We start from the raw sequence: 15,139 nt of genomic DNA, 5'->3' as shown, positions 1-15,139 counted from the left end.
TCCTACCCAATACTGGATAGCGGCACTATCCATTGTGCACCAGGGAGGCACCGACCATGCAGCACCACACCCACGCGTGCGACGACGACGTCGTCGTCTTCAACATCGGCATGACCATCGCCAGGCCCCACCGCATCGACCTCTGGTGGCCGGTCTTCGTCGCCATGCCGCGGATGATCGCCGAGCTGGAGCGCAACCGCGCGGCAGTCGAGCGCGGCGAGGCCGAGGACCTCGGCTTCCTCGGCGCGACGACACTCATGGGCCGCCGCGGCCCCTGGGTCGTCCAGTACTGGCGCAGCACCGAGCAGCTCTACCGCTATGCCAGCTCCGCCGACCACGCCCACCTGCCGGCATGGAAGGCCTTCAACGCCGCCGGCCGCAAGCACCCCGGGGCCGTCGGCATCTGGCACGAGACCTTCGCCGTGCCCGCGAGCGGTGTCGAGACCCTCTACGGCAACGGCGCGCAGATCGGCCTGGGGGCGGCAACCGGCACCGTCGAGGTGAGCCGACGTGGCGCCCGGGCCCGCACCCGCCTGGGCTCGCGGGTCGCCTGACGCGCGACTCCCGCCGGTGGAGGTATCCGCGACCGGCTATCCGGTCGCTGCCACCTCGACCCGACCCGGGCGCCGCACGACCTTGAGGAATTGCGAAAGAAGGGCGGGCGAAGGGGGCGGCCTCAGGCGGCGCGGGCCTCATCGACGCCCCGAGCCGCCTCGAGCAGCAGGTCGATGGCGCGCTGCGCCGCAGGGTTGGTCTCCGAGGAGTCGCGCAGCAGCGCCACGATGCGGCGGCGCGGCACCGGATCACGCACCTCGAGCACGGCGGTCCCGGCAGGGGCGGTCAGCGCCGCCAGCCGCGGCAGGACGCACACGCCGACCCCGGCAGCGACGAAGGCCATCGCCGTGTGGTGGTCGTCGGAGCGGGCGACGTAGTTGGGCGTGACCCCGGCCGCGGCCGCGGCGCGGTTGATGATCTGGGTGCACATGCTCTCGACCCGGTCGTCACGGATCCACGCCTCGTCGACGAGGTCCGCCAGCCCGATCTCGCCGCGATCGGCGAGCGGGTGGTCGCGGGGCACGACGCACACATAGGCCTCCTCGGCGAGCACCCGACGGCAAAGCCCGGGCGTCTCGGGTACCTCGGCTTCCGGGTCCTCGACCCGGATGTCGATGTCGGCGCGCAACCCCTGCTGCTGCAGCGCCGTCTCGTTGAGCGCCAGGTCGACGACCAGGCCGGGGAACTCCTCGCGCAACGGGCGGACCACCGACGGCACCCACTGCTGCGCGGCCGAGCTGAAGGCGGCGATCTCCAGACCACCGGTGTGCCCGGCCCGCAGGTCGTCGACCATCCCGGTGAGCCGGGCGAGGTTGCCCATGAGCTCCTCGGACTCGGCGGCGAGCAGGCGACCGGTCGCGGTCGGCGCGATGCCGCGTCCTGCGGCCCAGGGCGCTGCGCCTGCACTGACGCTCCCTTCGAGACGGCCGCGGGCGGCCTCCTCAGGGAAGGTGAGCATGCTGGCCGCGGGCGGCCTCCTCAGGGAACGTCCGAAACGGACCGCGCACCACGCGCGGTCCGTTTCCGTTGCCGCGGCATGGGTTGCAGGCATCCCTCAGGGTCAGACGTTAGGCTCGCCGCACCGTGTGTCCGTGATGACGTCTGCCCGAAGGGAGGAGAGCGTGAGCCTCTTCGAACGCATGGAGCGCAAGCTCGAGCGCACCGTCAACGGCGTCTTCGCGCGCGCCTTCCGCGCCGAGGTCCAGCCGCTGGAGCTCGCCTCCGCCCTGCGTCGCGCCATGGACGACCGGGCGACGATGCTCGGCCGCGGCCGCACGATCGTGCCCAACCTCTTCACCATCGAGCTCGCCCCGAGCGACTACGAGCGCCTCACCGAGTTCGACCAGGAGCTCGAGGACGAGCTCGTCGCCGCCGCGCAGGAGCACGCCGAGTCCCAGCGCTACCAGCCCGGCGGCCCGCTGCAGGTCCTCTTCGACGAGGACGACGAGCTCGAGACCGGGGTCTTCCGGGTCCGCCCGGCCACCGCCCGCCAGCGCGTCGAGCGCGCCGACCAGATCCGCTCCTACGCCGACGAGCAGTCCGGCGACGACGACGCCTACGACGAGTACTCCGGCGGCTGGGAGCTCACCGACGACCAGGTGGAGGAGGCACCGGCCCCCGTGGCCGCGCCCGAGCGGACCGTGCCTCGTCCCCCTTCGCCCCGCCCGCCGGTGGCCCCGCAGCCCGAGCCCACCGACGACGCGCCCACGGCGGTCCACCGTCCGCAGCCGCCGCGGCAGAGCCCGACCCGCTCGATCCACGACCGACCGTGGCTCGAGGTCGACGGCGAGCGCTACCCGCTCATCGCCGCGATGACCGTCCTCGGCCGCGACGAGAGCGCCGACGTCGTCCTCGACGACCCCGGCATCTCGCGCCGGCACTGCGAGGTCAGGGTCACCCACGACGGTCCCCACCTCGTGACCCACCTGCGCGACCTGCGCTCGACCAACGGCACCTTCGTCAACGGCGAGCCCACCGACGCCGTGCGCCTGCACGACGGTGACCGGATCACCGTCGGGCGCACGCACGCCACCTTCCACGCCGGCCGCTGAGCCGGCCCACACGACAGGAGTCCCGGAGTTGAGCGAGTTGACGGTCACCGTGCTGCGCCTCGGCCTGCTCGTGCTCCTGTGGGTCTTCGTGCTCTCGGTCGCGTCCGTGCTGCGCACCGACCTCTTCGGCACGCGCGTGGTCAACCGGCGCCCCACGCCGCCCAAGAAGGCCGCCCGCGCGTCTCGCAGCGCGAGGTCCAAGGAGGCCCCGGAGGCGACCACGCCGCGTCCGCCGCGCAACCCCCGGACCCCGACCCACCTCGTGCTGACGACGGGGCCGCTCACGGGCACCTCCCTGCCCCTGCGCGACTCGGGCGTCCTCATCGGCCGCAACCCCGAGTGCGCGCTCGTGCTCGACGACGAGTTCGCCTCCGGGCGGCACGCCCGCATCATCCGCGGCGAGGACGGCTGGTACGTCGAGGACCTCGGCTCCACCAACGGCACCTTCCTCGGCCAGTACCGCGTCGGTGACCCCGTGCCCGTCGAGACCGGCACGTCGATCCGGATCGGCCGCACGGTCATCGAGCTGAGGAACTAGCGATGGCGCTGACCTTCCACTACGCAGCGCGCTCCGACGTCGGACTGGTCCGCAAGGACAACCAGGACTCCGGCTACGCCGGCCCCCACCTGCTCGTCGTCGCCGACGGCATGGGCGGGCACGCGGGCGGTGACCTCGCCTCGGCGACCGTCATCACCGAGCTCGTCGAGATCGACCACGACTCCCTCACCGCGGTCGAGGCCTCCTCGCAGCTGAGCCGCGCGATCACCCGGGCCAACGACGAGATCGCGCGCACCTTTGCCGACAACGCCGAGCTCGAGGGCATGGGCACGACCGTCACCGCGATCATGCGGGCGCGCAACAAGCTCATCCTCGCCCACATCGGCGACTCGCGGGCCTACCTGCTGCGCGAGGGCCGGCTGTCGCAGATCACCAAGGACCACTCCTTCGTCCAGACGCTCATCGACGAGGGTCGGATCACCGAGGAGGAGGCGAGCACCCACCCGCAGCGCTCGGTCGTCACCCGCGTGCTCACCGGGGCCGACGGCGACGAGCCCGACCTCGGGGCGCGCGAGGCACGCGAGGGCGACCGCTACCTGCTGTGCTCCGACGGCCTGTCCGGCTTCGTCGCGCTCGACACGATCGAGGAGATCCTCACCGGCGGCACGCCCCCGGGGCAGGCCGCCGACGACCTCGTCTCCCTCGCGCTGCGCGCGGGCGCCCCCGACAACGTCACGGTCATCGTCGCCGACGTCGTCGAGGCCGGCACCGCACCCTCCACCCAGCCCCAGGTCGTCGGCGCCGCGGCCCTGCGCCGCCCGCGCAAGCGGGTCGACACCTCCCCCGCCGCGCGTGCCGCCGCCCTGACACGCGACGAGGACGACGACGAGGGCGTCGAGCTCGACGAGGAGGGCCACGGCCGACGCGGCCGATGGCTGCGCCGTCTCGGGGGACTCGTCGTCGCCGTGCTGCTCGTCGGCGCCGTCGCCTACGCCGGCTATGCCTGGACCCAGCAGCAGTACTACGTCGGTGCCCAGGACGGCCACGTGACGGTCTACCGCGGCGTCGCCCAGGACCTCGGGCCCATCTCGCTCAACACGGCCGTCGACCAGACCGACATCGAACTGTCCGAGCTGCCGTCCTTCTACCGCGACGAGGTCGAGGGCACGATCTCGGTCGAGTCGCGCAGCGCGGCCGACCAGCGGGTCGACAGCCTGCGCGTGGCGGCCAAGAAGTGCGGACAGCTGCGGGCGACCGGGGAGCCCTGCGGACGATGAGTCGAGCCATCACGACGATCACCCCCGCGCGGGGCCGCAACGTCGAGCTGCTGCTCACGGCGCTGGCCATCGGCGTGGTGATCCTCGCCTACGTCAACGTCTCGGTCGCCGAGTCCGGCGAGATCCCGCCCGACCTGCTCGGTCACACGGGCATCCTCGCGGCCATCGCCCTCGGCGTGCACCTCGTGCTGCGCTGGCGGGCCTCCTTCGCCGACCCGATCATCCTGCCGATCGTCACCCTGCTCAACGGCATCGGCCTGGTGATGATCCACCGGCTCGACCTGGCGGCCGGCCGCGACTTCAGCTCCGGGCTGGCCCTGCGCCAGCTCATCTGGACGGGTCTCGGGGTGGCCATCGCCCTCGTCGTGCTCGTCGCGCTCCGCGACCACCGGGTGCTGCGGCGCTACACCTACACGGCGGGCCTCTTCGCGCTGATCTTCATCGCCCTGCCGCTCACCCCCTTCGGGCACTCGGTCTACGGGGCGAAGATCTGGATCAAGCTCGGCGCCTTCACCTTCCAGCCCGCCGAGGTGGCCAAGATCCTGCTGGCGATCTTCTTCGCCGGCTACCTCGTGCAGACCCGCGACATGCTGGCCCTCGCCGGGCGCAAGTTCCTCGGCATCACCTTCCCCCGCGCCCGCGACCTCGGCCCCCTCGTCATCGCCTGGCTCGCCGCTGCCGCGGTCCTCGTCCTGGAAAACGACTTCGGGACCACGCTGCTGATCTTCGGGCTCTTCGTCGCGATGCTCTACATCGCCACCGAGCGCACCTCGTGGATCGTCCTGGGCCTGGGCATGGCGGCCGCCGGCGCGCTCGTCGTCTACCAGTTCGCCAGCCACGTGCAGACCCGCATCCTGTGCTGGACCGACACCTTCTCCGAGGAGGGCGTCGAGCAGTGCGGGCAGATCGGCGCCGGCATCATGGGCATGGCCGCCGGCGGCATCTCCGGCACCGGTCTGGGGCGCGGCCGGCCGTGGCTGACCCCGCTGCCCGAGTCGGACTTCATCTTCACCAGCATCGCCGAGGAGCTCGGCCTGATCGGCGTCTTCGCGATCATCATGCTCTACGCGCTGCTCGTCGAGCGCGGCCTGCGCTCGGCCATCGGCCTGCGTGACGGCTTCGGCAAGCTCCTCGCGAGCGGACTGACCTTCGTCCTGGCCATCCAGGTCTTCGTCGTCATCGGTGGCGTCACCCGGGTCATCCCGCTCACCGGGCTCACCCTCCCCTTCGTCGCCTACGGCGGATCCTCACTCCTGACGAACTGGACCCTCATCGCCATCCTGCTGCGCATCAGCGACCACGCCCGCCGTCCCGAGCCGGAGTTCGACCCCGCCTCGATGGACGCCCCGACGCAGGTGGTGAAGGCGCGATGAACCAGCCCATCCGCAGGCTGTCGACGCTCGTGGCGGTGATGTTCGTGCTACTGCTCGGCGCGAGCACGTGGATCCAGGTGCTCGGTAGCCAGGACATCAACGACCGTCCCGGCAACCGCCGCACCCAGCTCGAGAGCTACGCCCGCGAGCGCGGCCAGATCCTCCTCGGTGGCCGCGCCATCGCCTCGTCGTCGCCCACCGACGACGACCTGCAGTGGCAGCGCACCTACAGCGACCCGCAGCTCTACTCCCACGTCACCGGCTGGAACTCCTTCACCTACGGTCCCGGGGGTGGCGTCGAGTTCGCCGCCGACGGCCTGCTGTCCGGGCGGGATGACCGGCTCTTCTACGACCGGCTCACCAGCACCATTGCCGGGCGCACGCCGAAGGGGGCGAGCCTGGAGCTGACCATCGACCCGCGCGTGCAGCGCGCCGCCGACGAGGCCCTGGGCGACCAGCGCGGCGCCGTCGTCGCGCTCGACCCGCGCACGGGCGAGATCCTCGCGATGGTCTCCCACCCCGACTTCGACCCGACGCCGCTCGTCAGCCACAACACGTCGACGGAGAAGAAGGCCTGGGAGGAGCTCAACTCCGACCCCAGCCGCCCGCTCGTCAACCGCGCGATCTCCGGCAACCTCTACCCCCCGGGCTCGGTCTTCAAGATCGTCACCGCCGCCGCTGCCATCGAGGACGGCCAGTGGGACGAGAACTCCTCCATCCCCGGGCCCGCCGTGCTCGACCTGCCGCAGACCGAGGTCGGGCTGCCCAACTCGCACGCCGGTGCCTGCGGACCCAACGACATGGTCACGCTGGCCGTCGCCATGCAGGACTCCTGCAACACCGCCTTCGGTTGGCTCGGCATGGAGCTCGGCGGCGACGCCGTCCGGGACCAGGCCGCGAAGTTCGGCTTCGGCGACGACCTCGAGATCCCGATGAACGTCACGCCGTCGACGGTGCCCGACGAGCTGAGCCCCCCGCAGGAGGCCCAGGTCGGCATCGGCCAGTACGACGTGCGCGTCACCCCGCTGCAGGTCGCCATGGTGAGCGCCGCCGTCGCCAACGACGGTGTCGTCATGACCCCGCACCTCGTCCAGTCGGTCCTCGGGCAGGACCTGTCGGAGATCAGCGAGACCAAGCCCGAGCAGCTGTCGAAGGCCATGGAGCCGGAGACCGCCGACCAGCTGACCGACATGATGAAGCTCGTCGTCGAGCAGGGCACCGGCACGCAGGCCGCCGTGCCGGGCGTCAGCGTCGCCGGCAAGACCGGGACGGCCGAGCACGCGACCGACGCCCCCCCGCACGCCTGGTTCACCGGCTTCGCGCCTGCGGACAACCCCAAGGTCGCCGTCGCCGTCGTCGTCGAGGACGGCGGCCGCGAGGGCAACGAGGCCTACGGCGGATCGGTCGCCGGACCGATCAGCTCGGCTGTGATGAAGGCGGCCCTGCAGTGAACCCCGCCCTGAGCACCCCACCCACCCGCGAGTCCAGGGGGACAGCATGAGCAGCTCGACACCCCGCCTGCTCGGCGGCCGCTACGAGGTCGGTGAGCTCATCGGACGCGGCGGCATGGCCGAGGTCCACCTGGGTCACGACGCCCGGCTCGGCCGACCCGTGGCGATCAAGATCCTGCGCACCGACCACGCGCGCGATGCGGCCTTCCTCGGCCGCTTCCGGCGCGAGGCGCAGTCCGTCGCCGGCCTCAACCACCGCTCGATCGTCGCCGTCTACGACTCCGGTGAGGACCGCATCACCGAGACCGGCGGCGCCACGCTCGACATCCCCTACATCGTCATGGAGTACGTCGACGGCCGGACCCTGCGCGAGGTCCTCAACGACTCCGAGACCGGCACGATCGAGCCCGACGAGGCGGCGAGGATCGTCCAGCAGGTCCTCGAGGCCCTCGACTACAGCCACGAGATGGGCATCGTCCACCGCGACATCAAGCCCGGCAACGTCATGCTCGCCGACGACGGCAGCGTCAAGGTCATGGACTTCGGCATCGCCCGCGCGATCGCCGACACCCAGGCCACGATGACCCAGACCCAGGCGGTCATCGGCACGGCGCAGTACATCTCCCCCGAGCAGGCCCGGGGCGAGACGGTCGACAAGCGCAGCGACGTCTACTCGACCGGCTGCCTGCTCTTCGAGCTGCTCACCGGACGCACGCCCTACACGGGCGAGCCGATCTCGCTGACCTACCAGCACGTCAACGCCGACATCCCCCTCCCTTCGTCCGTCAATCCGAGCGTGCCGCCGGAGCTCGACGCGATCGTCCTGCACGCCCTGACCAAGGACCGCGACGAGCGCTACCCAGATGCCCGGGCGATGGCCGAGGACCTCGGCGCCTTCCGCGGGGGCATGCCCATCAGCCCGGTCGTCACCGAGCACCTCGACGCCGCGACGACCGCGCTGCCCGTCGCCGCCGCCCGGCCCGAGGGAGCGCCCCTGCGCACCGAGCCCGACACCGCGTCGATGCCGGCGGCACCGCCGCGACGCCGACGCTCCGGGCTGGGCTGGGTCATCGCCGCCCTCCTGCTCATCCCACTCGCCCTACTCGGGTGGTACGCGTGGAGTGCCAGCCAGGGCGACGACGTCGTCGAGGTGGCCGTGCCACGGGTCGTCGGCATGGACGAGGACGCCGCCCGCGCCGAGCTGAACAAGGCCGGGCTGCGCACCGACGTCGAGACGGTGACCAACGACGCGACCATCGGCGAAGTCGTCGCGCAGGACCCGGGCGAGGGCACCAGCGTGGCCGAGGGCGACCCAGTGACCATCGAGGTCTCCGGCGGGCCTGACGAGGTGACGGTCCCGAGCATCGTCGGGATGAGCCGCGGCGAGGCCAAGAGCGCGCTCGAGGCCCAGGGGCTCGAGCTCGGCACGGTGACCAAGGAGGACAGCCCCGACCAGTCGGCCAACCACGTCATCAGCACCAGCCCCGGTGTGGCCGAGTCCGTCGCCCGCGGCAGCAAGGTCGACGTCGTCGTCGCCAGCGGTGACGTCGAGCTCAAGGACTATACCGGTCAGCAGATCGACGAGGTGCGCAATGAGATCTTCGCGCTCGGCCTCGACGTCAAGGTCGAGTCGGAGACCTCGAGCGAGGAGCCGGGCACGGTGCTGGGGCAGAACCCCGGCGCGGGCAAGATCAAGCAGGGGCGCACGGTGACCTTCACCGTCGCGACCGAGCCGGAGTCGACGACGACGGTCACCGAGACACCCTCGACGACGTCCGACGAGACGACCGACGAGACGACCGACGAGCCGACGACGGACGAGCCGACGAGCGACCCGACGTCGACGAGCGAGCCCACGGGCGGGACCCTAAGCCCCTCGCCCACCTCGACGGACCGACCCACGACCGACCGGACCACGCAGTCGCCCGCGAGTCCGTGAGGCAGGAGCCCGTGAGGGCGGCCGGTGCGCGGGCGCGGGGTGGCCGGTCGGTGCGCGCGTGCAGCCGGTCCGCGAGAGCGGGCAGGGCGGGGCGATCGGACCCCTGGCGGTCGGATCTGGGTGACGACGCCGTTGCTCCACAGGACGGGTCACGACCCAGACCACGGAGCAGCGGCGTAGCCCCTCCAACGCGACAGCCCTGTCCCACTGAGTCCGCCCGCCAGACTGCCCGCCGGATCCGGCCAGCCGGCCCCGAGCGGTCAGTCGTCGCCGTCGCGCCCGCGCGTCTCGTCGAAGAAGACGTCGATCCGCTGGAACCCCTTGAGCCGCTGCGCCTCCGCGTGCCGGGCGTAGGCGCGCTGGTCGGCGCTGGTGAGCACCACCTGGTCGGTGAAGGGCGTGAGCAGCGCACGGGGCCACAGGTGCTCCTTGCGCACGACGTTGACCTCGACGCACAGCATGATCGCCACCGACATCGTGTAGAGGAAGACGAGCAGGCCCAGGACGATCGCGAAGACCGAGTTGAGGTTACTCGCCCGCTCGATGACGGTGCTGACGTACACCGCACCGACCGCCTGCATCCCCTGCCAGGCCAGCGCCGCGAGGACCGACCCCGGCAGCACGTCCGCCAGGCTGAGTGGCCGGGTGGTGGCGATGATGAAGATCAGGGCGATGACGAGCGTGTTGAGCACGATCGAGGCGATGGTGATCGCCCACCCGGCGTAGCCGCCGGAGACCAGTCGCTGCAGATAGGTCGTCAGGCCGGTGGTGAGCACGATGGTCATGCCGGCCACGAGCATGAGCAGCAGCCCCCGGCCACGACTGGCGAAGGGGTTGGGCCGGCTGTTGCGCGGGACCATCCACGCGGTGTTGTTGGCGTACTGCAGGGCCTGACCGACGCCGAGCCCACCGTAGAGCGCTGCGAGTCCACCGACGACCAGACCGACGGGCCCACCACCGAGGGTGCCGGTCGTGCGGAGCTCGTCACCGACGATCGGGAACTCCGACAGCGCCGAGTCGAGGATCCGGTCCTGCCACTCGGGCTGCCCCTGCAGGACGAAGCCGACGACGGTCGACAGCAGCAGCAGCCCGGGGAAGAGCGAGAGGAAGCCGTAGTAGGTCAGCAACGCGCACAGGTAGCCGCCGAAGTCGTCGAAGAACTTGTAGACGACCGCGAGCGGGAAGCCGAGCACCGGGTGCCGGCGCTGGATCCGGTCCAGGGGGCCCACCGTCGGCTCGCCCATGCTCCCCCCTTCACCCGTCAGCCGGCCGCGACGGCCCGGGCCACGCCCTCGACGTCACGCACGAGCGGGGACATGCCCGCACTGCGCTCGACGGCGCCGGCGTCGCCGGTCATGGCCAGCCAGTTGGCGAGGATGCGGTGCCCGCCCTCGGTGAGGACCGACTCGGGGTGGAACTGCACGCCGTGCAGCGGCAGGTCGCGGTGGTGCGCGGCCATGATGACCCCGGACTCGGTGTGGCCGTTGGGCACGAGGGTGTCGGGCACGGTCGCCGGGTCGATGGTCAGCGAGTGGTAGCGGGTGGCGGTGAAGGGCGAGGCGAGCCCGGCCAGCACCCCCGTCTGGTCGTGCAGGACCCGGCTCGTCTTGCCGTGGAGCAGCTCCGGCGCCCGCCCGACCGTCGCCCCGAGGACGAGACCGAGGGCCTGGTGGCCGAGGCAGACGCCGAGCATCGGCTGGGCGCGCTCGGCACAGGCCTCGATCATCGCCGTGGAGACGCCGGCCTCCTCGGGCGTGCCGGGGCCGGGCGAGATGAGCACCCCGTCGAAGTCGGCACCGTCGGCGGGAGAGACGGCGTCGTTGCGCACGACCGTCGTCTCGGCCCCCAGCTGCTGCAGGTAGCCCACGATCGTGAAGACGAAGCTGTCGTAGTTGTCGACGACGAGGATGCGGCTCACCGGAACAGTATGTCCCTCACCGTCGGGACGAGAGCGGTCGGGCGTGGTCGAGCGTCGTGCGCCCGTCGAAGGGGGGCAGCTCGGTCTCGTCGTCGTGCTCGACCTCGTAGCCCAGGCCGACGGCGTCGACGTACTGCTTGTAGACGCTCACGGCGGGGTCCTCGTCGAGGGCGGCCTGGAGGTCCTCCTGGTCGCCGATCGCGGTGATCGTGAAGGGCGGCGAGTAGACTCGGCCCTGGAGGATCAGGGTGTTGCCGACGCAGCGGACCGCACTGGTGGAGACGACCCGCTGGTCCATGATCTGCATCGACTCGGCACCGCCGCGCCACAGGGCGTTGACCACGCCCTGCACGTCCTGCTGGTGGACCACGACGTCGTCGACGGTGAACCCCTCCGGCACCTCGCTCGCCTTGAGGTGGGCGTCGTCGAGCGTCACCGTCACCGAGGGGCCCTGAACGGCGGTCAGGCCGGCGGAGCGCGCATTGGCCCGGCTCTCCTCGTCGATGGCGCGCAGCCGCGAGCTGCCGGGGGCGGCGGACTTCGTCAGCTGGTCGACCTCGCTGCGCAGCGTCTGCACCCGCTGCGCGGAGCGCTCGTTGTCGAGGGTGCGCTCACGGATGACGTCGGGCACCCCCGTCGCCTCGCTGCGCAGGTCGGTCCCACGGGCCGTCGTGCTCGACGTCGCGAAGAGCAGGCCAGCGCCGGCGGCGATGACGGGCACGAGGGCCGACCACCGGCTCGGCCGATGGGTCAGCCAGGTGCGCACTCGGCTGCGCAGGTCACGGTCCGGCACGGGGCACCCCCTTCGGTCGGTGGATCGGTGCTCGGCATCTACGCTAGGCCACGACCCCCGTAGACCCGAGGAGCACCCAGTGGCGAAGTCCGCCGACGACGCGAAGGACACGACCGAGGCCCCGGCCGACAAGACCCGGGCCACGGCCAAGGCGAAGGCCGCGAGCAAGAGCGCCGCCCGCTCCGGCAACCCGAGCAAGCGCGCGGCAGCGGCCGAGGCGGGCGAGGCCAGCCGTTCGCGGCACAAGGTCAGGGCCCAGCGGGTGGGCAACCCGAGCTGGTTCGTGCCGGTGATGCTCGGCCTGATGCTCATCGGGCTCGTGTGGGTCGTGACCTTCTACATCACCCAGGAGCAGTACCCCGTCGAGTCGTGGGGCCGGTGGAACCTCGGCGCCGGGTTCGCCTTCATCCTCGCCGGCTTCGCCATGACGACGCGCTGGCGTTGACGCCGTGACCGGCAGGTTCCCCCTGTGGGAATCTGCCGGTTTCCCCCCACAAGCCTGTGGACAACTCGAGTTGTCCACAGGCTTTTTCACATGTGGGGACAAATGACACGCGTGTAACTCGGCGTTCTCCACAGCCTGCGATCGCCTGGGACCGCCGGTGTCATCACCCGAAGGGGGCCTCGAACCCGCTCGGGGACAGGGCATAGCGCGCCACGCCGAGGACGACGACGAGCGCGAGCACCGCGCCGACCCCGACCCACGCCAGGCCCGGCCGGCCGCGGCTGCGCGAGAGGGCGATGACCCCCGCGAGGACACCACCGGCGACGAGGCCACCGAGGTGCGCCTCCCACGCGACATTGGGGACGAGGAAGCCGATGACGGCGTTGATGCCGATCGTCGCGACCATCGACGAGCTGTCGCGGCCGAGGTGCCGGTTGAGCACGATGACGGCGGCGAAGAGGCCGAAGACCGCGCCGGACGCCCCGACGATCGGCACGTAGGCCTCGGGGTCGGCCGGGTCGACGGGCTGGAAGAGCAGCCAGGTCACCGAGCCGGCCAGCGCGGTGACGAGGTAGATCGCGAGGTAGCGGGCCCAGCCGAGCATCCGCTCGAGGTAGCCGCCGACGAGCCACAGCGCGAGCATGTTGAACAGGATGTGCATCGGCTGGTTGGGGCTGTGGGCGAAGGCCGAGGTCAGCAGGCGCCAAGGCTCGGTGGTGCCGAGGGCGGGCGCGAAGGCGACCTCCTGGAAGACCCGCGGCGAGAGCAGCTCGCCGATCCACACGAGGACGCAGATCGCGATGATCGCGATGGTAAGGCGCGGCGCGTCGGCGCCGCTGCCTGCACGGCCGCCGAAGACGGTGCGCTGGGGGCGGTCCCCCTTCGATCCCTGACGGACGCAGTCGACGCACTGGACGCCGACGGCGGCCGAACGCTGGCACTCGGGGCACACCGGTCGGTGGCACCGCTGGCAGCGGATGTAGGAGACCCGGTCAGGGTGCCGGGGGCACGTGGGGGCCTCGGGAGTGGCGCCGGTGCCGCCGTCCGTGGACGAACCGCCCCAGCCGGACGGCGGCAGCGACACGGGATCAGTCCTGGACGATCTCGACGGACTCGATGGTCACCGGCTCGACCGGCTTGTCCATCGCACCCGTCTGGACGCCGGCGATCTTGTCGACGACCTCGCGGCTCGGGCCGTCGGCCACCTCGCCGAAGATCGTGTGCTTGCCGTTGAGCCAGGGGGTCTCGCCGACGGTGATGAAGAACTGCGAGCCGTTGGTCCCGCGGCCCATCTGCTTGCCGGCGTTGGCCATGGCGAGCAGGTAGGGCTTGGAGAAGGTCAGGTCGGGGTGGATCTCGTCGTCGAACACGTAGCCGGGGCCGCCGACGCCCTGACCCAGCGGGCAGCCGCCCTGGATCATGAAGCCGGAGATGACCCGGTGGAAGTCGAGGCCGTCGTAGAACTTCGTCGGGTTGGTGCGACCCGCGTCGTCCTGGTACTCCTTCTCGCCCGTGGCGAGGCCGACGAAGTTGTCGACGGTCTTGGGCGCGTGGTTGGGGAACAGCTCGATGGAGATGTCGCCGTGGTTGGTGTGCAGGATCGCCTTCATGTCGCCCATGCTAACGACCGGGGCCGAAGGGGGGACGTGGCGGGCCTCATCGCCGCTCGCGGTTTCATCGCCCGGCGATCCAGTGCAGGATGGGTGTGTACCCCAATGGCGCAGGAGGAAGTGTGTTCCAGAAGAACAGCAAGGTCGAGGACGGCCGCGTCCGGGCCCACGAGACCGCCGAGGCGGCCTCGCTCAAGGTGCACGAGATCATCGACAAGGTCGCCGAGCACACCGAGCACGGCAACGAGCGGGCGCAGGAGCTCAAGGTCGCTGCGAGCCAGCAGGCGAGCGCCACCCGCGAGAGCGCCGCCGCCAAGGCCGACGAGCTGCGCGACGCCGCCGAGGAGGCCAGGAAGCAGGCCGCCAAGGACGCGAAGAAGGGCAAGAAGACCGCCCGCAAGCAGGTCCGCAAGGCGAGCAAGCAGGCGCGCAAGCAGGGCACGCAGGCCGGCAAGGACGTGCAGGACGTGCGCGACACCTTCGTCGACGAGGTGCTGCCCAAGGTCGTCACCACGGCGAGCGGCCTGGCCGCCGCCGGTGCCGCCGCGAGCCGCAAGGCCGCGGACGAGGCCGCTACCCGCGCCCCCGAGGTCGTCGCCGCTCTGCGTGACGACCGCGACCCGCAGCTGGCCCTGGCCGCCGCCAAGGGCGAGCAGCCGAAGAAGAAGCGCCGCGGGCTCAAGCTCCTCCTCCTTGCTCTCGTCGCCGGTGGCATCGCTGCCGTCGTCGCGAAGCAGAAGCAGGGCCCGAAGAAGGACCCGTGGGCCGTCCCCGCCGGCGACCCCTACAAGGCGCCCGCCTCGGGCCGCGCCTCCACGGTCTCCACCCCGGCCGCTGCCGGTGCCGCTGGTGCTGCCGCCACGACGTCCGAGGCCCCGGCCGCCGACCCGCTGGCCGCGCCGGCCGCGATCGACGAGGACCCGCTGGCCGCACCGGCGGCCCCCGTCGAGGACACCGCCGAGGCCCGCGCCCAGGACGAGTCCGTCGAGGGCACCGACGCGTGGAGCTCCGCCCGCGACTGGGCCGACAGCTCGGCCGTCCCGTCGACGACCGAGACCTCCGAGGGCAGCGACGTCACGCCGCACAACCTCGGTGGCGACCTGCCGGTCGAGGGCGACGGCAAGGCCTGATCGAGGCCGGTCCCTGAGGAGGGCGCCCCGCGCCCGTCTCGAAGGGCCATACGAGGGGGCCGGTTCCGCTGCTTCGGAACCGGCCCCCTTCGTCATGC

At 71.7% G+C, this 15,139-nt stretch carries 15 protein-coding genes; 9 read left to right on the top strand and 6 right to left on the bottom strand.

The window, feature by feature from the left end:
- Positions 1-56 precede the first annotated feature (56 nt).
- Positions 57-554, top strand: coding sequence for a DUF4188 domain-containing protein (locus NYE39_RS11315; protein ID WP_185221230.1), 498 nt, complete (start codon positions 57-59; stop codon positions 552-554).
- A gap of 122 nt (positions 555-676) precedes the next feature.
- Here NYE39_RS11315 and NYE39_RS11310 read toward each other — a convergent pair whose 3' ends face one another.
- Positions 677-1,513, bottom strand: coding sequence for a LysR substrate-binding domain-containing protein (locus NYE39_RS11310; protein ID WP_341012722.1), 837 nt, complete (start codon positions 1,511-1,513; stop codon positions 677-679).
- Between the two features lie 163 nt (positions 1,514-1,676).
- On the opposite strand from NYE39_RS11310, the gene NYE39_RS11305 reads away from it, so the two are divergent.
- The 6 genes from NYE39_RS11305 to pknB are packed head-to-tail and all read left to right on the top strand — an operon-like array spanning position 1,677 to position 9,145.
- Positions 1,677-2,606, top strand: a complete 930-nt coding sequence (locus tag NYE39_RS11305) for an FhaA domain-containing protein (protein ID WP_226282826.1) — start codon at positions 1,677-1,679, stop codon at positions 2,604-2,606.
- Positions 2,607-2,634: 28 nt separating this feature from the next.
- A complete protein-coding gene (locus NYE39_RS11300; RefSeq protein ID WP_072623326.1) occupies positions 2,635-3,144 on the top strand; it encodes an FHA domain-containing protein FhaB/FipA in 510 nt (169 codons plus the stop codon).
- Positions 3,145-3,146: 2 nt separating this feature from the next.
- Positions 3,147-4,382: a Stp1/IreP family PP2C-type Ser/Thr phosphatase gene (locus NYE39_RS11295; protein WP_341012721.1), complete on the top strand. Its 1,236-nt coding sequence runs from the start codon at positions 3,147-3,149 to the stop codon at positions 4,380-4,382.
- Complete coding sequence (locus NYE39_RS11290) at positions 4,379-5,755, top strand: FtsW/RodA/SpoVE family cell cycle protein (RefSeq protein ID WP_072626047.1); 1,377 nt, start codon at positions 4,379-4,381, stop codon at positions 5,753-5,755. Before NYE39_RS11295 ends, NYE39_RS11290 begins: the two co-directional genes overlap by 4 nt.
- A complete protein-coding gene (locus tag NYE39_RS11285) occupies positions 5,752-7,206 on the top strand; it encodes a peptidoglycan D,D-transpeptidase FtsI family protein (protein ID WP_072623324.1) in 1,455 nt (484 codons plus the stop codon). The genes NYE39_RS11290 and NYE39_RS11285 overlap by 4 nt, the downstream gene beginning before the upstream one ends.
- A gap of 46 nt (positions 7,207-7,252) precedes the next feature.
- Complete coding sequence (gene pknB, locus NYE39_RS11280) at positions 7,253-9,145, top strand: Stk1 family PASTA domain-containing Ser/Thr kinase (protein WP_083545897.1); 1,893 nt, start codon at positions 7,253-7,255, stop codon at positions 9,143-9,145.
- Between the two features lie 260 nt (positions 9,146-9,405).
- On the opposite strand, the gene NYE39_RS11275 is transcribed toward pknB, so the two are convergent.
- Genes NYE39_RS11275 through NYE39_RS11265 form a run of 3 tightly spaced genes read right to left on the bottom strand, consistent with a single transcriptional unit; the run spans position 9,406 to position 11,856 of the window.
- Entirely contained in the window at positions 9,406-10,389 is a 984-nt protein-coding gene (locus tag NYE39_RS11275; protein WP_072623323.1) for a YihY/virulence factor BrkB family protein, read from the bottom strand.
- A gap of 17 nt (positions 10,390-10,406) precedes the next feature.
- Entirely contained in the window at positions 10,407-11,063 is a 657-nt protein-coding gene (locus NYE39_RS11270) for an aminodeoxychorismate/anthranilate synthase component II (protein WP_072623322.1), read from the bottom strand.
- A 16-nt stretch (positions 11,064-11,079) separates the two neighbouring features.
- On the bottom strand, positions 11,080-11,856 hold the full coding sequence (locus tag NYE39_RS11265; RefSeq protein ID WP_341012720.1) for a DUF881 domain-containing protein: 777 nt from the start codon (positions 11,854-11,856) through the stop codon (positions 11,080-11,082).
- A gap of 79 nt (positions 11,857-11,935) precedes the next feature.
- Between NYE39_RS11265 and NYE39_RS11260 the strand changes: the two genes are divergently transcribed.
- Positions 11,936-12,301: a cell division protein CrgA gene (locus NYE39_RS11260; RefSeq protein WP_341012719.1), complete on the top strand. Its 366-nt coding sequence runs from the start codon at positions 11,936-11,938 to the stop codon at positions 12,299-12,301.
- A gap of 163 nt (positions 12,302-12,464) precedes the next feature.
- On the opposite strand, the gene NYE39_RS11255 is transcribed toward NYE39_RS11260, so the two are convergent.
- Both NYE39_RS11255 and NYE39_RS11250 read right to left on the bottom strand, forming a co-directional pair.
- Entirely contained in the window at positions 12,465-13,385 is a 921-nt protein-coding gene (locus tag NYE39_RS11255) for a rhomboid family intramembrane serine protease (RefSeq protein WP_341012718.1), read from the bottom strand.
- A gap of 4 nt (positions 13,386-13,389) precedes the next feature.
- Positions 13,390-13,911 carry a peptidylprolyl isomerase gene (locus NYE39_RS11250; RefSeq protein WP_341012717.1) on the bottom strand — a complete coding sequence of 174 codons (522 nt, stop codon included), beginning with the start codon at positions 13,909-13,911 and terminating at the stop codon, positions 13,390-13,392.
- 122 nt (positions 13,912-14,033) lie between these two features.
- Between NYE39_RS11250 and NYE39_RS11245 the strand changes: the two genes are divergently transcribed.
- On the top strand, positions 14,034-15,041 hold the full coding sequence (locus tag NYE39_RS11245) for a hypothetical protein (RefSeq protein ID WP_072623320.1): 1,008 nt from the start codon (positions 14,034-14,036) through the stop codon (positions 15,039-15,041).
- Positions 15,042-15,139: the final 98 nt, after the last annotated feature.

The sequence above is a fragment of the Janibacter sp. FSL W8-0316 genome (assembly GCF_038004165.1).
Classification (GTDB): Bacteria; Actinomycetota; Actinomycetes; order Actinomycetales; family Dermatophilaceae; genus Janibacter; species Janibacter indicus.
The sequence above is the reverse complement of the archived record's forward strand: the minus strand, read 5'-3'. Positions and strand labels throughout refer to the sequence as shown.

Coding starts and splice junctions, on each gene's coding strand:
- NYE39_RS11290 (WP_072626047.1), top strand. CDS start 4,379: ATGAGTCGAGCCATCACGACGATCACCCCCGCGCGGGGCCGCAACGTC.
- pknB (WP_083545897.1), top strand. CDS start 7,253: ATGAGCAGCTCGACACCCCGCCTGCTCGGCGGCCGCTACGAGGTCGGT.
- NYE39_RS11310 (WP_341012722.1), bottom strand. CDS start 1,513: ATGCTCACCTTCCCTGAGGAGGCCGCCCGCGGCCGTCTCGAAGGGAGC.
- NYE39_RS11275 (WP_072623323.1), bottom strand. CDS start 10,389: ATGGGCGAGCCGACGGTGGGCCCCCTGGACCGGATCCAGCGCCGGCAC.
- NYE39_RS11285 (WP_072623324.1), top strand. CDS start 5,752: ATGAACCAGCCCATCCGCAGGCTGTCGACGCTCGTGGCGGTGATGTTC.
- NYE39_RS11315 (WP_185221230.1), top strand. CDS start 57: ATGCAGCACCACACCCACGCGTGCGACGACGACGTCGTCGTCTTCAAC.
- NYE39_RS11295 (WP_341012721.1), top strand. CDS start 3,147: ATGGCGCTGACCTTCCACTACGCAGCGCGCTCCGACGTCGGACTGGTC.
- NYE39_RS11250 (WP_341012717.1), bottom strand. CDS start 13,911: ATGAAGGCGATCCTGCACACCAACCACGGCGACATCTCCATCGAGCTG.